At 43.5% G+C, this 15,501-nt stretch carries 13 protein-coding genes and 1 pseudogene; 4 read left to right on the top strand and 10 right to left on the bottom strand.

Annotation, left to right across the window (positions count from 1 at the left end; translation table 11 throughout):
- Positions 1 to 35: 35 nt before the first annotated feature.
- Positions 36 to 1,570: pseudogene (locus JMW85_RS14565) on the top strand (aldehyde dehydrogenase family protein).
- A gap of 185 nt (positions 1,571 to 1,755) precedes the next feature.
- A complete protein-coding gene (locus tag JMW85_RS08830; RefSeq protein ID WP_201554052.1) occupies positions 1,756 to 2,367 on the top strand; it encodes a TetR/AcrR family transcriptional regulator in 612 nt (203 codons plus the stop codon).
- Positions 2,368 to 2,608: 241 nt separating this feature from the next.
- Here the strand turns inward: JMW85_RS08830 and JMW85_RS08825 are convergent, their stop codons facing one another.
- From JMW85_RS08825 to JMW85_RS08780, 10 genes are all read right to left on the bottom strand, one after another.
- Entirely contained in the window at positions 2,609 to 3,262 is a 654-nt protein-coding gene (locus tag JMW85_RS08825; RefSeq protein ID WP_201581494.1) for a DsbA family oxidoreductase, read from the bottom strand.
- A gap of 28 nt (positions 3,263 to 3,290) precedes the next feature.
- Entirely contained in the window at positions 3,291 to 3,845 is a 555-nt protein-coding gene (locus tag JMW85_RS08820) for a carboxymuconolactone decarboxylase family protein (protein WP_201581493.1), read from the bottom strand.
- A 238-nt stretch (positions 3,846 to 4,083) separates the two neighbouring features.
- Complete coding sequence (locus JMW85_RS08815; RefSeq protein WP_201581492.1) at positions 4,084 to 4,893, bottom strand: sterol desaturase family protein; 810 nt, start codon at positions 4,891 to 4,893, stop codon at positions 4,084 to 4,086.
- A 24-nt stretch (positions 4,894 to 4,917) separates the two neighbouring features.
- On the bottom strand, positions 4,918 to 5,553 hold the full coding sequence (locus JMW85_RS08810) for a CDP-alcohol phosphatidyltransferase family protein (protein ID WP_201581491.1): 636 nt from the start codon (positions 5,551 to 5,553) through the stop codon (positions 4,918 to 4,920).
- A 64-nt stretch (positions 5,554 to 5,617) separates the two neighbouring features.
- A complete protein-coding gene (locus JMW85_RS08805; RefSeq protein ID WP_201581490.1) occupies positions 5,618 to 6,274 on the bottom strand; it encodes an ATP-binding cassette domain-containing protein in 657 nt (218 codons plus the stop codon).
- A 99-nt stretch (positions 6,275 to 6,373) separates the two neighbouring features.
- On the bottom strand, positions 6,374 to 8,161 hold the full coding sequence (locus tag JMW85_RS08800; RefSeq protein ID WP_227681748.1) for an ABC transporter permease: 1,788 nt from the start codon (positions 8,159 to 8,161) through the stop codon (positions 6,374 to 6,376).
- Positions 8,158 to 9,477 carry an ABC transporter substrate-binding protein gene (locus tag JMW85_RS08795; RefSeq protein ID WP_201581489.1) on the bottom strand — a complete coding sequence of 440 codons (1,320 nt, stop codon included), beginning with the start codon at positions 9,475 to 9,477 and terminating at the stop codon, positions 8,158 to 8,160. Before JMW85_RS08795 ends, JMW85_RS08800 begins: the two co-directional genes overlap by 4 nt.
- 200 nt (positions 9,478 to 9,677) lie before the next feature.
- On the bottom strand, positions 9,678 to 11,864 hold the full coding sequence (locus JMW85_RS08790) for an FAD-dependent oxidoreductase (protein ID WP_201581488.1): 2,187 nt from the start codon (positions 11,862 to 11,864) through the stop codon (positions 9,678 to 9,680).
- A gap of 260 nt (positions 11,865 to 12,124) precedes the next feature.
- Positions 12,125 to 12,529: a hypothetical protein gene (locus tag JMW85_RS08785; protein WP_087814190.1), complete on the bottom strand. Its 405-nt coding sequence runs from the start codon at positions 12,527 to 12,529 to the stop codon at positions 12,125 to 12,127.
- A 377-nt stretch (positions 12,530 to 12,906) separates the two neighbouring features.
- Positions 12,907 to 13,440, bottom strand: a complete 534-nt coding sequence (locus JMW85_RS08780) for a DUF2058 domain-containing protein (protein WP_087814189.1) — start codon at positions 13,438 to 13,440, stop codon at positions 12,907 to 12,909.
- A 313-nt stretch (positions 13,441 to 13,753) separates the two neighbouring features.
- Here JMW85_RS08780 and JMW85_RS08775 point away from each other — a divergent pair, with 313 nt between their 5' ends.
- Both JMW85_RS08775 and JMW85_RS08770 read left to right on the top strand, forming a co-directional pair.
- Positions 13,754 to 14,617 carry a universal stress protein gene (locus JMW85_RS08775; RefSeq protein ID WP_087814188.1) on the top strand — a complete coding sequence of 288 codons (864 nt, stop codon included), beginning with the start codon at positions 13,754 to 13,756 and terminating at the stop codon, positions 14,615 to 14,617.
- Positions 14,618 to 14,741: 124 nt separating this feature from the next.
- Entirely contained in the window at positions 14,742 to 15,410 is a 669-nt protein-coding gene (locus JMW85_RS08770; RefSeq protein ID WP_087814187.1) for a cupin domain-containing protein, read from the top strand.
- Positions 15,411 to 15,501: the final 91 nt, after the last annotated feature.

The raw sequence follows: 15,501 nt of genomic DNA, 5'->3' as shown, positions 1-15,501 counted from the left end.
CAATTATATCAAACCATATAAGGTGATTGACCATCATGGAAATGACGAATGCTAACAGTTTAACGAGAGAAAGCGCCATCCAAACGGTTCAAAATGAAGTGATGTTAAATGCAGCCTATATAGATGGCAAATGGATGACTATTGAAGCGCCTGCTACCGATACTGCTGATGCTGATAGCTATGATTCGAATCATGATTCAAGTTATGATTTATATGATTCAAATTCGGGAACAATCATCGCTACCACTCGATTGTGTACCAAGGTACAGGTAGAAATGGCAGTCAATGCGGCTTCTGCGGCGTATCCATCTTGGTCGCAAACCACCGTAAGCACGCGTGCATCGTATCTCAATGCCATTGCCGAGACGATGGAGCAGCAGTTTGACAAATTGGTGGGATTGTCTGTGTTAAATAATGGTAAGCCCATTGAAGAGGCAAAAATAGACGTGAGCGATGCCATTGCCTGCTATCGCTATTATGCCAATCTCATCACAGAACAAGCGACTTGGTCGGAGGTATCCACCAGCGAGTCAGGCATACGTTTGCTAAAAACGTATGCGCCTGTTGGTATTTGCGCCCTTATAGTCCCATGGAATTTCCCAATGGTGACCACTGCTTGAAGTTAGCCCCTGCATTGGCTGCAGGCTGTACGGTACTATTAAAGCCCTCCGAGGTGACATTATTGCCAGAGTTGATGTTGGGCAATATATTGTCTGCTATTAAACTACCGAAAGGAGTCGTTAATATTTTACCGGGTGCAGCTGAAGTGGGCGCTGCCATGACCTGCCATCCATTAATCGACAAAATTTCTTTTACTGGTAGCAACACCGTTGGTGAAAAGGTAATGAGCCAAGCGGCAAAAGGTATCAAGGATATCAGTTTAGAGCTGGGCGGTAAGTCAGCCATCGTCGTATGTGCAGATGCTGATATCGACCACGCTTGTGATTTAATCATCGGTGGCATATTTACCAATGCCGGTCAGATCTGTTCAGCCACCTCAAGACTGCTCGTTCATGAAAGCATTGCTCAGTCGTTGTTCGACACATTAAAAGTTAAGACAGAAAGTTTGCAAATTGGTGATGGCTTTGACACTGATACGCAAATGGGTCCACTGGTTAGTGAGCAGCAGCTGAATCAAGTAAAAAAATATTTCGACCTTGCTACTGCCGAAAACCTGACTTGTCTCACAGGTGGTGAGGTCTTAAATCGACAAGGGTATTTTGCGATGCCGACGATTTATACCAATGTTCCAGTGACCAGTCAGTTATGGACAGAAGAGGTTTTTGGGCCGGTCTTAGTGAGTCAAACGTTTACCGACCATGCAGAGGCGATTGCTTTAGCCAATGATAGCCAGTTTGCTTTGGCCGCGAGCATTGTCAGCGTTGATGAAACGGCGGCAGTCGAGATGGCGCTACAGATTCAAGCAGGTCATATCTGGATCAATGAACAGCAAATTGTACTGCCAGAGTCAGGGTGGGGCGGCTTTAAGCAAAGTGGTATCGGTCGTGAGCTGGGCGTAGACGGCTTGTCTGCGTATCAAAAAAGCAAGCATGTGCTATTGAGTCATTAAACGTTGGGCGCTTTCATATCTTATTTAGCCATTAATATTGCTACCAATGGCTAAATAAGATATTTGCTTTGTAAATTAACTTTACTGGACTAAGAATGCCATTCGATATAAAATTGAGCAATCATTCAAATTTTATCGCTGTGCTTATTTTTATATGAGATTACAGCTTTTGAGATGGAAAAACTATGTCACGTACCGCACTTTATAACCGTCAAGATGCCTTAGAACGCGCGTTACAGCTTTTTTGGCAAAAAGGCTTTCATGCTACTTCGTTAAAAGACATAGAAGAGGCGCTCGATATGCGTCCAGGAAGCATTTATGCTGCGTTTGGCAGTAAAGATGGATTATTTCAAGAAGCGTTAGACTACTATGCTCGCCTAGGTTTGAGTGAGCTTGAGCGGGTAATGGGCGCTTATCAATCACCGCTGTTGGGGTTAGCCGCTTTCGTGCGTCAGCTGGGCGGTATTCGTGATAAAGGGCTGCCGAGTCAGGCTTGCATGTTGGTCAAAAGCTTACTGGAGCTTGGTGCTCGTGAGCAGACAGCGCTACAAAAAGTTGAAATGCTGCTAGCAGGTATGGAGCTGCGTTTTATAAATTACTTTACCGAAGCACAGCGGCTGGGTGAGCTTGATACTGAGCTTGACGCGACTAGGCTTGGACGACGACTACAGGCGGAAATCATGGGGCTGCGTGCTTTTGCGCAGCGTGATGTCGAGAGTGCAGCGGTGCAAGCGTTGGCTGAAGATATGGCGCTCTCTATAGAAGCGCTGCGTATTGATAAGCCTGTTGGCGTGTAGTTCATGTTGACTATTTGCAAATAAGCACTGCTAAAGGGTTATTGCCGATTAAGTAAGGCTAATTGCTAAGATATTTTTGGTATGAAAAAAAGGGTTTTAGCGTTACTGCATAGTCTCGGGCTATACAGTAACGCTAAAACCCTTAGCTTTTCTAAAACTCTTAGTCTTGAAAACTCTTAGTCTTGAAAACTCTTAGTCTTGAAAACTCTTAGTCTTGAAAACTCAACCACCAACAGATGATTTAGTCTGGCATGTCAGCCAACTGCTGCAATATGCTTTTATAATTTTCAACGCCTTGAGCACCGCTAATTAAATGACGCTCATTGAAAACCATAGATGGCACACTTTGAATGCCTTGTTGCTGCCAATGCTGCTTTTCTTTTTCTACCGCTGCAGCAAATCGCTGATCTTTTAAGACCGCTAGTGCTTCGCTACGATCCAGTCCAAAATCGGCCGCAACATCGGCAAGCACACTATAATCTGATATATTTTGATTATCGACGAAGTGTGCGACGAACAATGCTTGCTTTAGCTCGTGTATACGTCCTTTCTGATCGGCCCAATGCAGCAACTGATGCGCATTAAAAGTATTGTAAGTACGAAAGTCATCGGTAAACTGAAAATTAAATCCAGCTTCAGCACCTACTTCTGTCATTCTAGCTCGGTTCTCTTGAATGTCCTCAGCAGTCGTACCGTACTTCTCCATGATATGCTCACGATAGTTTCGTCCTTCGTGCGGCGTATTAGGATTTAACTCAAATGGATGCCAGTGAATCTCGTGTGGAGTGTTGGTTTGTTTTAATGCCTCGGCTAGTTGACTATAGCCGATAGCGCACCAAGGGCAGACCACGTCTGACACGATATCTATTCGTAATGGCTTTTTTAAATTACTCATAGTGGCTCCTTATTTGGTTCTTATATAATTAGACAGCTTTATGCCATTCAAACTTTTGGAAAGGCTTGTCGATTGGCGTGTTGGCCAAATGGTTGGTGTAGTTGCTCATCACCTTTTGAGCCGCAGCAAGAACCACTTCCAAAATCTGACGTTTAGTAAAGCCTGCATCTAAGAACGCTTGCACTGCATCATCATTCACATTACCACGATCACGAACGACCGATAGCGTAAAGTCGCGTAATGCTTCTAGTTTTGCAGTTGGTAGTGGTGTCTCATTACGTAATGCATCAGTGATTGCGTCATCCACTTTCATGCTTTTGGCGATGCCAGTATGAGCGGGTACACAGTAATGGCACTCATGTTCGACGTTGATGGTTTGCCATACAACAGTGACTTCCTCATCATCGAAACTGCTGTCTAAAAACAGTTGATGTAGCTGTTGGTAGCCTTCGAGCAAGCCAGGCGCTTCAGCCATGACTGCATGTAGATTAGGTACCATGCCAAACGCTTTGATAGATACATCAAGCAAATCTTTACTTTCTGCTGGGGCTGTGTCTTTGTCGTGTAGAGTAAATTCAGTCATATTAAAACCTTTTAATCATTATTAGTGAATGGTTGTAAAAGTAAGTGTGTATAAGCAACTTGAGAACCTATTATATAGTTGAGTGAATACTCAATTTAATAAGTGAGATTTTCGTGAGTCGCTCAACAACTGCAGCCACTATAATCCATTTTGAGCAATCGTTCAAATAATATTTGAGTGAATGCTCAAGTTGTTTGTAACTTTGACTTACATTCAAAGCTAGGCGGCATCACGACAGTTATTTGTTTTTCTTAACCAAGTTATTGCTAAATGGCATGGTTAACAATCCCCATAGCGAAGCATTTTGTTTGGCTGCTGGGTATTCTTTTAGTCCAATATCTAGCTCATTATCAGACTGCTTTGCTTTACCCTTATAACTACCAAAAATCCAATCCCACCAAATGACACTAAAACCATAGTTTGAGTTGGTCTCACTGACGCATTGGCTATGGTGAATACGGTGCAAAATCTGCGTCATCAATATTAAGCGTAGCGGTTTTTCAAGCGCAGGTGGCAGGCGAATATTGGCATGGTTAAATATCGCTAAGCCATTTAACGCAATCTCAAATATCAATACGGCGATGGCAGGAACACCCAATAAGCTGACGGCAACGAGCTTTACTAGAATGCTTAAAATGATTTCAATGGGATGAAACCTAAGCCCTGTGCTGGCATCAACATGCGCATCAGCGTGATGGACTTTATGTAAACGCCATAGCATAGGCACGCGGTGAAATAGTCGATGTTGCCAGTAAATGATGATGTCGAGCAATATTAAGCTTAGTATGACGACGACAATGCTTGGCAAATTGATGATATTAAATAGACCAATCCCATGCTGCTGATTATAAAGCGCCACAGCCGTTAGACCGACAGGCACCGCTAGACGAGCAATAACTGACGAGATAAAAACCAAGCCAAAGTTAGCGAACCAGCGTTTGCTGCTTTTGATCGGTGCTTGACGTGCAGGCATGCGCCATTCTATCAGCATCATAATCACTAAAATGCTTAAAAAGAACCCAAGCCGCCACCATACTTCGTTAGTCATTAGCTGCCTCTTAACTTATTCTATTTATATACTGTTTTTATCTATTTCTAGCTGCTTAAGGGTATGATAGCCGCCATGGATACGGGTAAAAATCGTAATCGCGCAAGCAGTGGCAAAGATGCCAGCGAGTAATACAAAGTGCTGTGGCCACAGGCAAAAAGCGACAAACAGTGCGATGGTTTCGGTGCCTTCCGTCAAACCGTTTAAGTAATAAAAGCTTTTATATTTAAACTGTGGTTTATTCAGTGTAAACTTTTCTGCAGCAATGGCAAACGCTAAGAAGCTAGAGCCTGTGCCAATAAAGGTCGCGAGTAATAAAGCGCCAGCAATGGCATTCTGTTCAGGATTTGCCAATATAAAACCCAGCGGGATGGCGGCATAAAATAAAAAGTCGAGCGTAATATCTAAATAGCCGCCTGCGCTAGAGCTTTGCTTTGCATAACGGGCTAAAGCGCCATCAAGACCATCAAAAATACGATTTAATGCAATGGCTGCCAGTGCGCCATACCAAAGCTCAAATGCGAGTAACGGCACCGCTAACATACCGATTAAAAAGCCTGCCACCGTGAGTTGATCAGCCGTAATACCGCGTTTGTGCAAGACAACGACGACAGGGCTTAGTATCGGCTTAATCATGGGCGTAATAAATTTATCTAGCATGCGCTTGCCTTTTGTATTTCGCTTTGACGTTTAAGACTTTATGTATAAAACGATAACTCTAAAACTACAGTTCTAAATGAATGACTTTACCGTTTGCGGCCTCGGCATCGCTATAATCGTGGGTGACCATGATGGCGGGAAGTTTATGAGTGCGGATTTGCTCAAATACCAGTTGCCGCGTATCTACTCTTAGCTGAGTATCCAGCTTGCTAAAAGGCTCATCGAGTAGTATCGCTTTTGGTGCGCTCAGTAGCGTTCTAAGTAGTGCCACTCGCGCTTGTTGTCCGCCTGATAAATTATCGGGATGGCGATTTCCCATGCCTGCTAAACTAACTTGTTCAAGTGCCTGCTCTATTTTTTCACGGCGCTGTTTTTTATTGAGCTTCTCAGCGCTATTCTTATTGTCTTGAGGCATCGCAAAAGCAATATTACCTGCGACCGATAAATGCGAAAACAGTAGGGCGTCTTGATACAGTACCCCAATATGACGCAAGTGCGTCGGCAAATGACTTACATTTTTATCATTTAACCAAACCTCACCAGTAGCGGTGAAACCATTTGACAATATACCTGTGAGCCAGTTCAACAAGCTCGATTTACCACTACCAGACGGACCCATGACGGTTAGTATTTCACCACCAGCAATCTGCTCATCTAGGCTCAGTAATAGCTCGCCTTGTCGATATAACTGTAAGTCTTTTATCTGTAAAGAGGATTGCATCAAGAGCCCTTTTCTTTGCGTTTTTATTATTAGGTATTTTCAAAATTAGTGCTATTTAGAATCAATGCTCTTCAAAACGAATATATTTTAAAAAACGTTTTAACGGCTGCTATTTTTATCACTTTTAAAGAAGTACTTTGGCAATATCCAAGCCAATATAAAACCAACTAAGGGTAGCGCCATTTGGATAATGGCATACACTGCACTGGTGCGTCTACTGGCACCATTAGCGAGGGTTACGGCTTCTGTGGTTATGGTGGCGATTCGTCCGCCACCTGCCAATAATGTCGGTAAGTATTGACCAAAGCTAATCGCTAAACCAAGAGCAATGGCTATTAATAATGGCGCAAACAGTTGTGGTAATTTCACCTGCAAAAATACTTTGGCTGGCGTTGCACCAAGGCTTGCCGCTACATGAGCAAAACGAGGGTCTAGACGTCGATAACTGCTGGCAAGCGATAAAAACACATAGGGCAGCACAAAGAGCAGATGGGTAAATGCCACATTAAAAAACGCTGTTTGGTTATTCACCAGTTGCTGTAGCCATACTAAGCCAAATAAAAAAGCAATGCTCGGCACTAACAGCGGCAAATAGATAATTAAACTGGTAAATGTTGAAAGTGGTTTTTGACTTAATTGCTCAGCTTCCAAACATAATAATGTCAGCACAATGGCAAATACGGTACTCACGATACCAATCGTAATGGTATTAAATAATGGCGTGCTCATTTGCGTAAAGGCACTTTGAAAATGTAATAACACCAACTGTTCTGGCAATACGGCTGGAAAGCGCCAAAAACCAGCTACTGACCACATGACCAGACCAATGAGCGCCAGCAAAATAAAGCCAATCACCACAGTGGTCAATGCTGCGGTAATTTTTTGCCATAATGCATCGGCATAGTGGCGCTTGCCATTGACCAACGTGCGATTAAAGCAATTTTTTATCGCTCTCTCGCTACCAAGCCACAAGGCGATTAAACTACCCGTCAAAGCGAGCTGTAATAACGCGCCCGCCGAGGCTTTTATACGTAAGTTTAAATCAACATCGTTAAACCATTGCATGATGGTGACCGCCAGTGTTGGCGGCGTGTTTGGACCGAGTATCAATGGCATCTCGACACTGGCACTGGCATAGGCAAGCACGGCTAAGATAGGCAAACGTAAAAAAGGATAGAGGACAGGAAGTACGGCTTTAAAAAAGGCAGTAATGGGGTAATAGCCGAGATTTAGCGCGACTTTATACTGCTGACGTAGCTTTTTACCAAGCTCAGGTTGTGCCAAAGCGCCTAGTGCCATGAGTAATAAAAATGGCAGTTCTTTTAAGGTTAAACCCAAGATAATACTGATACCGTAGGGATCATGTGGAAATATACCGTCTGGAGCCAATTCCCAGCCACTTAGCCATGGTGATATAAGGCGTGAAAACATACCAGAAGGCGCAATTAAAAAACCAACCGCTATGGCTGCCGCTGCATGAGGAATGACTAAGATTGGACTCAGCAAACGCTCAATACGAGTCAGCCAAACGCTATTAAAAAAAGCCGCCAAAATCATTAAGGTCATGACAAAAGCGAATAGCGTGCTGATTAATCCAGTAGCGATGCTTAAAGCGACCATTTGAGTAAGACCAGGCGTCTGCCAAAGATCATGAAAGCCTTGTAGACTAACAGTCGTTTGCTCAAGTGCAGGCACCCAGCTAAAGGCAGGCAACAGCACGCACACCAAACCACCGAGTACCGGTAATATCAGTAGCAGCAGTAAAAATGTCGGACTCAAGGAGACGATACGCGTAAATAGATCTGTTTTATAAGGCGCGGTTATGCCAGTAATTGTTGCAGAATGGACTTTTTCTTTTGCCGTTTTATTATTAGTATTTTTACTCATGGGCTAACCCCATAACGCGCTTGCCAGCCTTGCATAATGGCATCAACCCAGCTTGGATGTGGTTCACTCACGGTACGTTTGATGCTATCAAAGGGCAGGGCGCTAGGGTGTGGTTTATTTTCTTTAAATAGCGCTTGTTGTTCAGGATTGAGCGTAGAGGGAACGAGTACGGTTTTATCACCCCATATATCAGGGGTTTGCTTTTTGGCCTGTGCTTCTGGGCTCATTAAAAAGTTTGCTACTAGCTGCGCAGCTTGCTGGTGACTGGCGTTATAAGGAATGGTCACAAAATGGGTGTTACTTAAGCTGCCATCGCTCATGGCATAGCTACGAATACTCTGGGGTAAATCATAACGCTGCACGGCCGCTGGTACTTCAGGTGCAGAAAAAGTAAAGGCCAGACTCAGCTCGGTATCATCGACCAAGCGCCGCATGTGTGCGCCCGTTTGCACAAATTGCTCACCCTTACGCCATAGAGTGGGATGTAAGTCATCTAAAAATTCCCATAAAGGGGCTAATACCATATCTGTATTTTGCTCAGTGGCTGGCAGGTTGAGCTGTGCCTTGATGTTTTTGCCTGTCTTAGCATCCTGATTTTCGTGCAGCATGACTAAGGCATATTTTAAAAAGCTCATTCCTAAAAAGTCAGGTGGCTTTGGATAGCTAAAACGCCCGGGGTTTTGCGCTGTCCAATTGACTAGCTCATTTAAGGTGGTTGGTGGCTTGTCAGTTGATAAACTGTCGTAATAAAAAGTCAACGAAGCTTGTCCCCATGGCGCTTCCATGCCGTTGGTCGGCACACCAAAATCAAAGTTAACCGCAGGATTGTTCTCTGGGTCGGTCAACGCAAAGTTAGGGAGCTTATTCGCCCATTGTTTGAGTAATAATGAATTCTCACTCATGGTGGCAAAATTGGCACCATTTATCCAGATGAGATCCACGCTGCCTTTATCATTGTTGTTGGCAGACTTTTCTGCGAGTACGCGACTGACGGCTTCACTGGTGTCACTCAATTTGACATGAACCATATTAATATTATATTTGACATTCACTTCTTCTGCGGCCCACTGTAGATAGGCATTTATCTGCGGGTCACCGCCCCATGCATAGAAATAGACGTCTTGGTTTTGACCTTGCGCCTCAATCTGCTGCCAATACGAGGACTCTGCTGCACTAGCAACGGTAGTGGAGGAGGCGGTGCTGGCGGATATGCTTGAAGAAATAACTGCACAAATGCTAAGCACTACAGCATATGTGCTATATCGCGTGAGATATTTTAGCGTTGGCATAGCTGGTAAAGATTTAATAACGTACATTTAAGTTTCCGTTATGATGATATAGTCAGTTGAAAATAAACTGTTATATAAATTTAAACGCGCTACTGGTATAAATTTTACTTGCGTGCTGCTTTCCCAGAGGCTGCGCAACCTACATTTAAAGACAGCATCCCAGTAGCGCTATGCTCTTTTTAGAGTGCATCGACTATATGTTTTTAGCGCAGTGAATAAAAATTCAACTAACCTCGACGCCATGTATGGTATTTCTCAAGCCAGTTTAATACCGTTTCGGGCGCATGATTGCGCTTCCATTCACCAGCAGCGTACTTATTAGCCTCTGCCCATGTGGGATACATATGAATGGTGCCGAGTATTTTATTCAGACCTAAGCCATGTTTCATCGCTAATATAAATTCCGGCATTAAATCACCAGCATGTTCAGCGACGATGGTCACGCCAAGTATTTTATCTTTACCTTTAGAGGTAATGACTTTGATAAAACCATGATTGGCACTTTCCGTCACCGCGCGATCTAAATCTTTAAAGTCGTAGCGGGTAATCTCAAAATCGATACCTTTTTCGATAGCTTCTTGCTCATTTAAGCCCACGCGTGCGACTTCTGGATCGATAAAGGTTGTCCACGGAATCACACGGTAATCTACTTTAAACTTCTTTAAATGTCCAAATAAACCGTTTACGGCAGCGTACCATGCCTGATGGGAAGCCACATGAGTAAATTGATAAGGGCCGACGACATCACCTGCGGCGTACATATTGGGGTAAAGGGTTTCTAGGTAGTCATCCGTCTCGATGGTACGCTCCGTTTCGATGCCCAAATCTTCAAGACCATAACCTTCTAAGCGGGCACTACGTCCAACGGCACAAAGCAATTCGTCATATTCAATCGCGATTTCTTGCTTGTTTTGACGGTCTTGCTTAACGGTACGGCCGCCTTGCGCTTCAACGATAATGAACTTTTTACCATCGCGCGCTTCACAACGAATCGCTCGATGCGAGGTTAAGACATTTACGCCGCTCTCAACGAGGACTTTCTGTGCAAATTCAGAGACTTCCACGTCTTCTTTTTTCATAAGACGCGCGCCTCTTTCGATCTGGGTCACATCGGAGCCTAAGCGGGCAAAGGCTTGCGCCAGCTCAGAGCCAATTGGCCCACCACCAAGTACGACCAGCTTTTTCGGCGCTGCTTCTAATTCGGCAAATTTATTCCATATGGTGTCGCTGGTCACATAGCCGGTTTCTTCCAAACCCGGCAAATCTGGGATAAATGGGCGCGCACCAGTAGCGATAACGATGGAACGTGCGGTGAGTGTTTGCGTGCCGCCATCGTTTAGCGCAATCTCTACTGTCCACGGATCGATGAGTTTGGCATAGCCTTTTAATACTTCGACACCCAAGTCCGTATAACGCTCGACGCTATCATTTGGCGCGATGTCAGCGATAACTTGATGGATGCGGGTCATGACGTTCTTAAATGAAAATTCTGGTGGGGTATTTTCCAAGCCGTAACGCTCAGCATGGCGCATTTGTTCTGCCACTTTTGCGCTTTTAATGAGGGCTTTACTGGGTACACAGCCATAGTTTAAGCAGTCACCGCCCATCTCGCCCGCTTCGATTAAGGTTACTTTTGCTCGGACGGTCGCCGCGATATAGCTAGTGACTAGCCCGCCAGCACCTGCGCCAATCACAATCATATTACGGTCGAATTTTTTAGGTTTGCTATAGTTTTTATAGACGCGGCGTTTTTTTAGCATATTTAATATGCCTTTTGCGATTAATGGGAAGAAACCTAACAACGCAAATGAGACAATCAAATTAAACGATAAAATCCCCGACAAACTGTCGATTTGCGCCAATTGCGTACCTGCATTGACATATACGAAGGTGCCAGCGAGCATACCGATTTGGCTTACCCAGTAGAATGTCCTCGCTTTAATCGCGGTGACGCCCATGAGTAAATTAATCAAAAAGAAAGGAAATATCGGCACTAAGCGTAGGGTAAATAAGTAAAATCCGCCTTCTTTTTCAACGCCAGCATCAATGGCTGCTAAGCGCTCAGGAAAGCGCTGTTTAATCGTATCACGCAGTAAATAACGTGAGGTTAAAAAGGCGAGTGTCGCACCAATACTGGAGGCAAATGAGGCGACCAACAAGCCTTGCCATAAACCAAATAATGCGCCAGCTGCCAAGGTTAAAATAGCGGCACCCGGTAAGGATAGAGCGGTGACGACGACATAAAGTAAAAAGAATCCACCGATAATCAATAATGGTGATTGCGTTTTATAGTCGTTAAATTGCGCCATCGAGCCTTTTAAGCCGTCAAGCGTCAGTAATTGATTGAGGTCAAAGTAGAAAAAGCTTGCTGCCAATATTAATATTAACAGTATTAACAATATTCTTTTAATCATAAAATATCCGGCTAAGTAGTAGAGCGAAGGCTAAAGTCATCGTCATTCTTTTATGATTAAGAACCTTGACCATGTTAGTGGTAATGACAAGTTAGTGGTAACGATAATTGCGTTAAGTTTTTTGCATGCTTTGTGCATTTCTATACAATAAAACAGCTAACTTAGTAGTCTTCATAGTATAGAGCTTGAGTTTCGGAGGCTAGTATTTATATTTTTGCATGTTCAACCCAGCCCAATCTAACGATAAATATGACTGATGTTTAGGCTAAAGAAACTTTTTTGCCCAAGGTTAAGGTATCCCAATCTCTCATTAAGAAAAGCGCCAAACACGCAGCCAACATCGGCCATGCTGCAAAGAACAACAAGTTATCAAAAGGCTTGAGATATAAGCCAAAGGTTGAGAACGTTGAAATCGCATGAAGTAGCAAGATAATGCCGTAAGTCCAAGTTTTGAAGAATCCTGTGACAAATAACAGAATGAGGATGAATTGAGCCGCGCCAATGACATAAAACACGGTGTCGCCTATACTTTCAAAACCATAAAAACTAGAAAAGACGCCTGCGGCATGATCAGGATTAATCAGCTTATCTAAAGTCCAGACTAAAAAAACAATGAAAATACCCAGTCGAAGCAATAACAGTGAAAGAGGGAGATGTTTTGGCATAAGTTATTTATTCTTAATAAGCGTTAAAAGTGAGTGCAAAAGAGCTTGGCAAGTCTAATCAATGAAATATCTGGCAATGACTACTATTGTCAGGCAGTAAGCATGAATAAAGTGTTTATTTTGAGTGATTACTCAAAATTAGACAAAATATTACCGCTCAGTAGGTTAATAAACCGCATTGTAGTTGTTATTGAGTGGTTGTTCAAGTTCGTAGCCTCAAGCATGCTACTGTTCCAGAGCATCGTTACGTTTTTCAACCAAAGCAGCAATGCTGGGTTAAAGGTGGTCGCTTTTCGTACAATAAAAAGCCCTTCATAGACTGGGATAGTCCATGAAAGGCTTTTGGCTTATATCATAAGTATGATGAAATTAAGCGGTTACCACATCAAATCATCTGGAATCACATAGGCGGCATAAGGATCATCTTCTGCCAGTACTTCTTCTGATGTATCGTTAGACACGACCATGAAGCCCTCCATTTTTGCATCGATGCGATCTGCCAACGGACGAGGAAGTAGGGCATAGCCTTCTTCTAAGCGTGCAATCACCACATGACCGGCGACGATTTGGTCATATAGTTTTTGAGTGACAAAGATTTTTTTGACCTTAGCATTATCGACAAATTGATAATTAACATCGCCATTGGTATCGGCAATCTGATGCTGCTTAATCATTTGGACGATATTAGCCTTGAGCATCTTCTCTTCTAAAATACGTTGCTTTTCTTGATTGAGCTTTTGATCTTTCTCTAGTTTTTTTGCTTGGGCTTCTGCCAACGCTTTTTTCGCTTCCATGCTTTCTGAGTCACCAGTACGCTTGGCATGCTGAGTCTGCTTGCTGATTTTCTTGGCTTTTTTGCTATCCACCAATCCCGCTTTTAATAACTGAGCCTGTAGGGCATTTTTTGCCATAATTCCATCACCTAGATAAGGATACTTAAATCATAAATGCTAAAAAACCATTGTAGCAAAATTCGCTACGGCATGTTGTTAGACGATGACAAGACTTTTTTTAATTATGGTAGAAGTGGGCACACATCGCTGGCTGAAGCCGTTTAAATTGGTTATTATCAAGGCAATGGATACGCTTTTTCTGCCGTTATGTTTTTTGGTAACCATGTACTTTGGTAACCATGTACTTTGGTAACTATGTTTTTCGGTGACCATATTTATAGTGGGTATAGAAAGCTGTATAGGATGAAATCGTTAAATTTAAGGACGGAATATGACAACATCACAGCACATTTTAGCCTGTATAGACGGCTCGGCAGTGACTGAATCGGTTTGTGACTATGCAGCATGGTATGCCAGTAAGTTAAATTTACCCGTAGCGTTGTTGCATGTGAGTGAGGTTCCAGCCTCGACCAGACGCGATTTGTCAGGCGCAATAGGAGTCAATAGCCGCCAGTTTTTATTGGAGGAATTGACACAGTTAGACGAGCAAAGAGCGAAGGTAGTGAACAGTTATAGCAATGCTTTGGTACAAGACGCAAAAAGCCATATTCAAGGTAACTTTACTCAGGTCGATATTCGTATCTATCAACGTCGCGGCAAGCTGTTACCTGCCATTGAGCATTTTAAAGCAGAAAATCGTGCCATCGTCATGGGACGCCGAGGTGAAGATCACAAAAGCAGCCGTATTAATATCGGTAGCCAAATCGAAACCGTTGCCCGTGCATCTGACGTTCCTATATTGATTTGCTCAGAGACGTTCAAAGAGCCTAGCTCATATATGATAGCTTTTGATGGTAGCAAAACGGCTATTAAAGCAGCATGGATGGTTGCAAGAAGTCCTGTATTAAAAGGATTGCAAGGTCATATCGTCATGATAGGCAATCATAATGACGCGTCAAAACAAAGCTTAAGCGCCGTAGCGGCACAATTGGAGGACGCAGGTTTTAGCGTAGCGGCACATCATTTATCTGCCTCCGATGCCGTTGACGGCTTGTTAAGGTTTCAGGTAGAAAACAACATTGATATCATGGTGGTGGGTGCTTATGGACATTCGAAATTGCAACAATTATTTCTTGGTAGTACCACGACAGAAATTATCGCCAGCACGCTATCTCCTGTGATTTTAGTACGTTGAAAACTCGGTAAGGTTTATAATAGCGAGGTGCAATCATTGCGCCTTTAGCTGTCGATAACGTTCAATAATCATATCTGACGTTTGCTAAAGGATCATCTCATCATACTATTTTTGGACATGGCTTATGCTTATTCATGCAGACTTTACTCGCCGCGCTGCCCTTACACCTGAGCAACACCAGTGGATTAAGTCACCACAAAATAGGGTAGAGCGCGTGATGCTTGACCGTGTGGGTGCAGAAAAAGCACGTGCCACTAGCCTTGTACGCTATGCGCCCAATTCTTATTTTCCGCATCATCTACATCCGGGTGGTGAAGAGATTTTAGTATTGTTAGGTACTTTTTCTGCAGATGACAAACATTACCCAGCAGGTTGGTATTTGCGCAATCCACCGACCTCAGGACACAAGCCCTATAGTGATGAAGGCGCAGTGATTTTCGTCAAGCTACGTCAAATGCCAGCTGATGAACCTCATTATGTGGCTATCGATACTAAAGATAAGGCTCATTGGCAACAGCAGGGCAGCCGTGATGTTTGTCCTCTATTCTCAGGTGATAATGAGCAAGTGAGTTTGCAGCGTATCAAGGCAGGCGAGTTACTGTTTAATGAGGCAGTCTGTGGCGGTGCAGAAATACTGGTATTAGCAGGTGAGTTGATAGATGAGGGTCAAGTTTATCAGCGCGGCGGCTGGATACGTCTGCCAGCAGGTGAGCATGCGCAAATACAGGCAGGATCTGAAGGAGCTACAGTGTATCTCAAGACAGGGCATTTAATGCAAGTGATAGGGTTGTAAGGGTAGTGATCACATTTTATGAGCAGCTCACCAGCTGCTCATATTCTACAATGTCACTATATTTTGTCACTATACTTTTATTTAGCCAACA

This window comes from Psychrobacter glacincola (assembly GCF_904846075.1).
GTDB lineage: Bacteria > Pseudomonadota > Gammaproteobacteria > Pseudomonadales > Moraxellaceae > Psychrobacter > Psychrobacter glacincola_C.
The sequence above is the reverse complement of the archived record's forward strand: the minus strand, read 5'-3'. Positions and strand labels throughout refer to the sequence as shown.

Bases quoted from the DNA above. Each gene is read 5' to 3' on its own strand.
- JMW85_RS08770 (WP_087814187.1), top strand. From the start codon at position 14,742: ATGCTTATTCATGCAGACTTTACTCGCCGCGCTGCCCTTACACCTGAG.
- JMW85_RS08790 (WP_201581488.1), bottom strand. From the start codon at position 11,864: ATGATTAAAAGAATATTGTTAATACTGTTAATATTAATATTGGCAGCA.
- JMW85_RS08825 (WP_201581494.1), bottom strand. From the start codon at position 3,262: ATGAGTAATTTAAAAAAGCCATTACGAATAGATATCGTGTCAGACGTG.
- JMW85_RS08780 (WP_087814189.1), bottom strand. From the start codon at position 13,440: ATGGCAAAAAATGCCCTACAGGCTCAGTTATTAAAAGCGGGATTGGTG.
- JMW85_RS08815 (WP_201581492.1), bottom strand. From the start codon at position 4,893: ATGACTAACGAAGTATGGTGGCGGCTTGGGTTCTTTTTAAGCATTTTA.
- JMW85_RS08795 (WP_201581489.1), bottom strand. From the start codon at position 9,477: ATGTACGTTATTAAATCTTTACCAGCTATGCCAACGCTAAAATATCTC.
- JMW85_RS08805 (WP_201581490.1), bottom strand. From the start codon at position 6,274: ATGCAATCCTCTTTACAGATAAAAGACTTACAGTTATATCGACAAGGC.
- JMW85_RS08785 (WP_087814190.1), bottom strand. From the start codon at position 12,529: ATGCCAAAACATCTCCCTCTTTCACTGTTATTGCTTCGACTGGGTATT.
- JMW85_RS08830 (WP_201554052.1), top strand. From the start codon at position 1,756: ATGTCACGTACCGCACTTTATAACCGTCAAGATGCCTTAGAACGCGCG.
- JMW85_RS08810 (WP_201581491.1), bottom strand. From the start codon at position 5,553: ATGCTAGATAAATTTATTACGCCCATGATTAAGCCGATACTAAGCCCT.
- JMW85_RS08775 (WP_087814188.1), top strand. From the start codon at position 13,754: ATGACAACATCACAGCACATTTTAGCCTGTATAGACGGCTCGGCAGTG.
- JMW85_RS08820 (WP_201581493.1), bottom strand. From the start codon at position 3,845: ATGACTGAATTTACTCTACACGACAAAGACACAGCCCCAGCAGAAAGT.
- JMW85_RS08800 (WP_227681748.1), bottom strand. From the start codon at position 8,161: ATGAGTAAAAATACTAATAATAAAACGGCAAAAGAAAAAGTCCATTCT.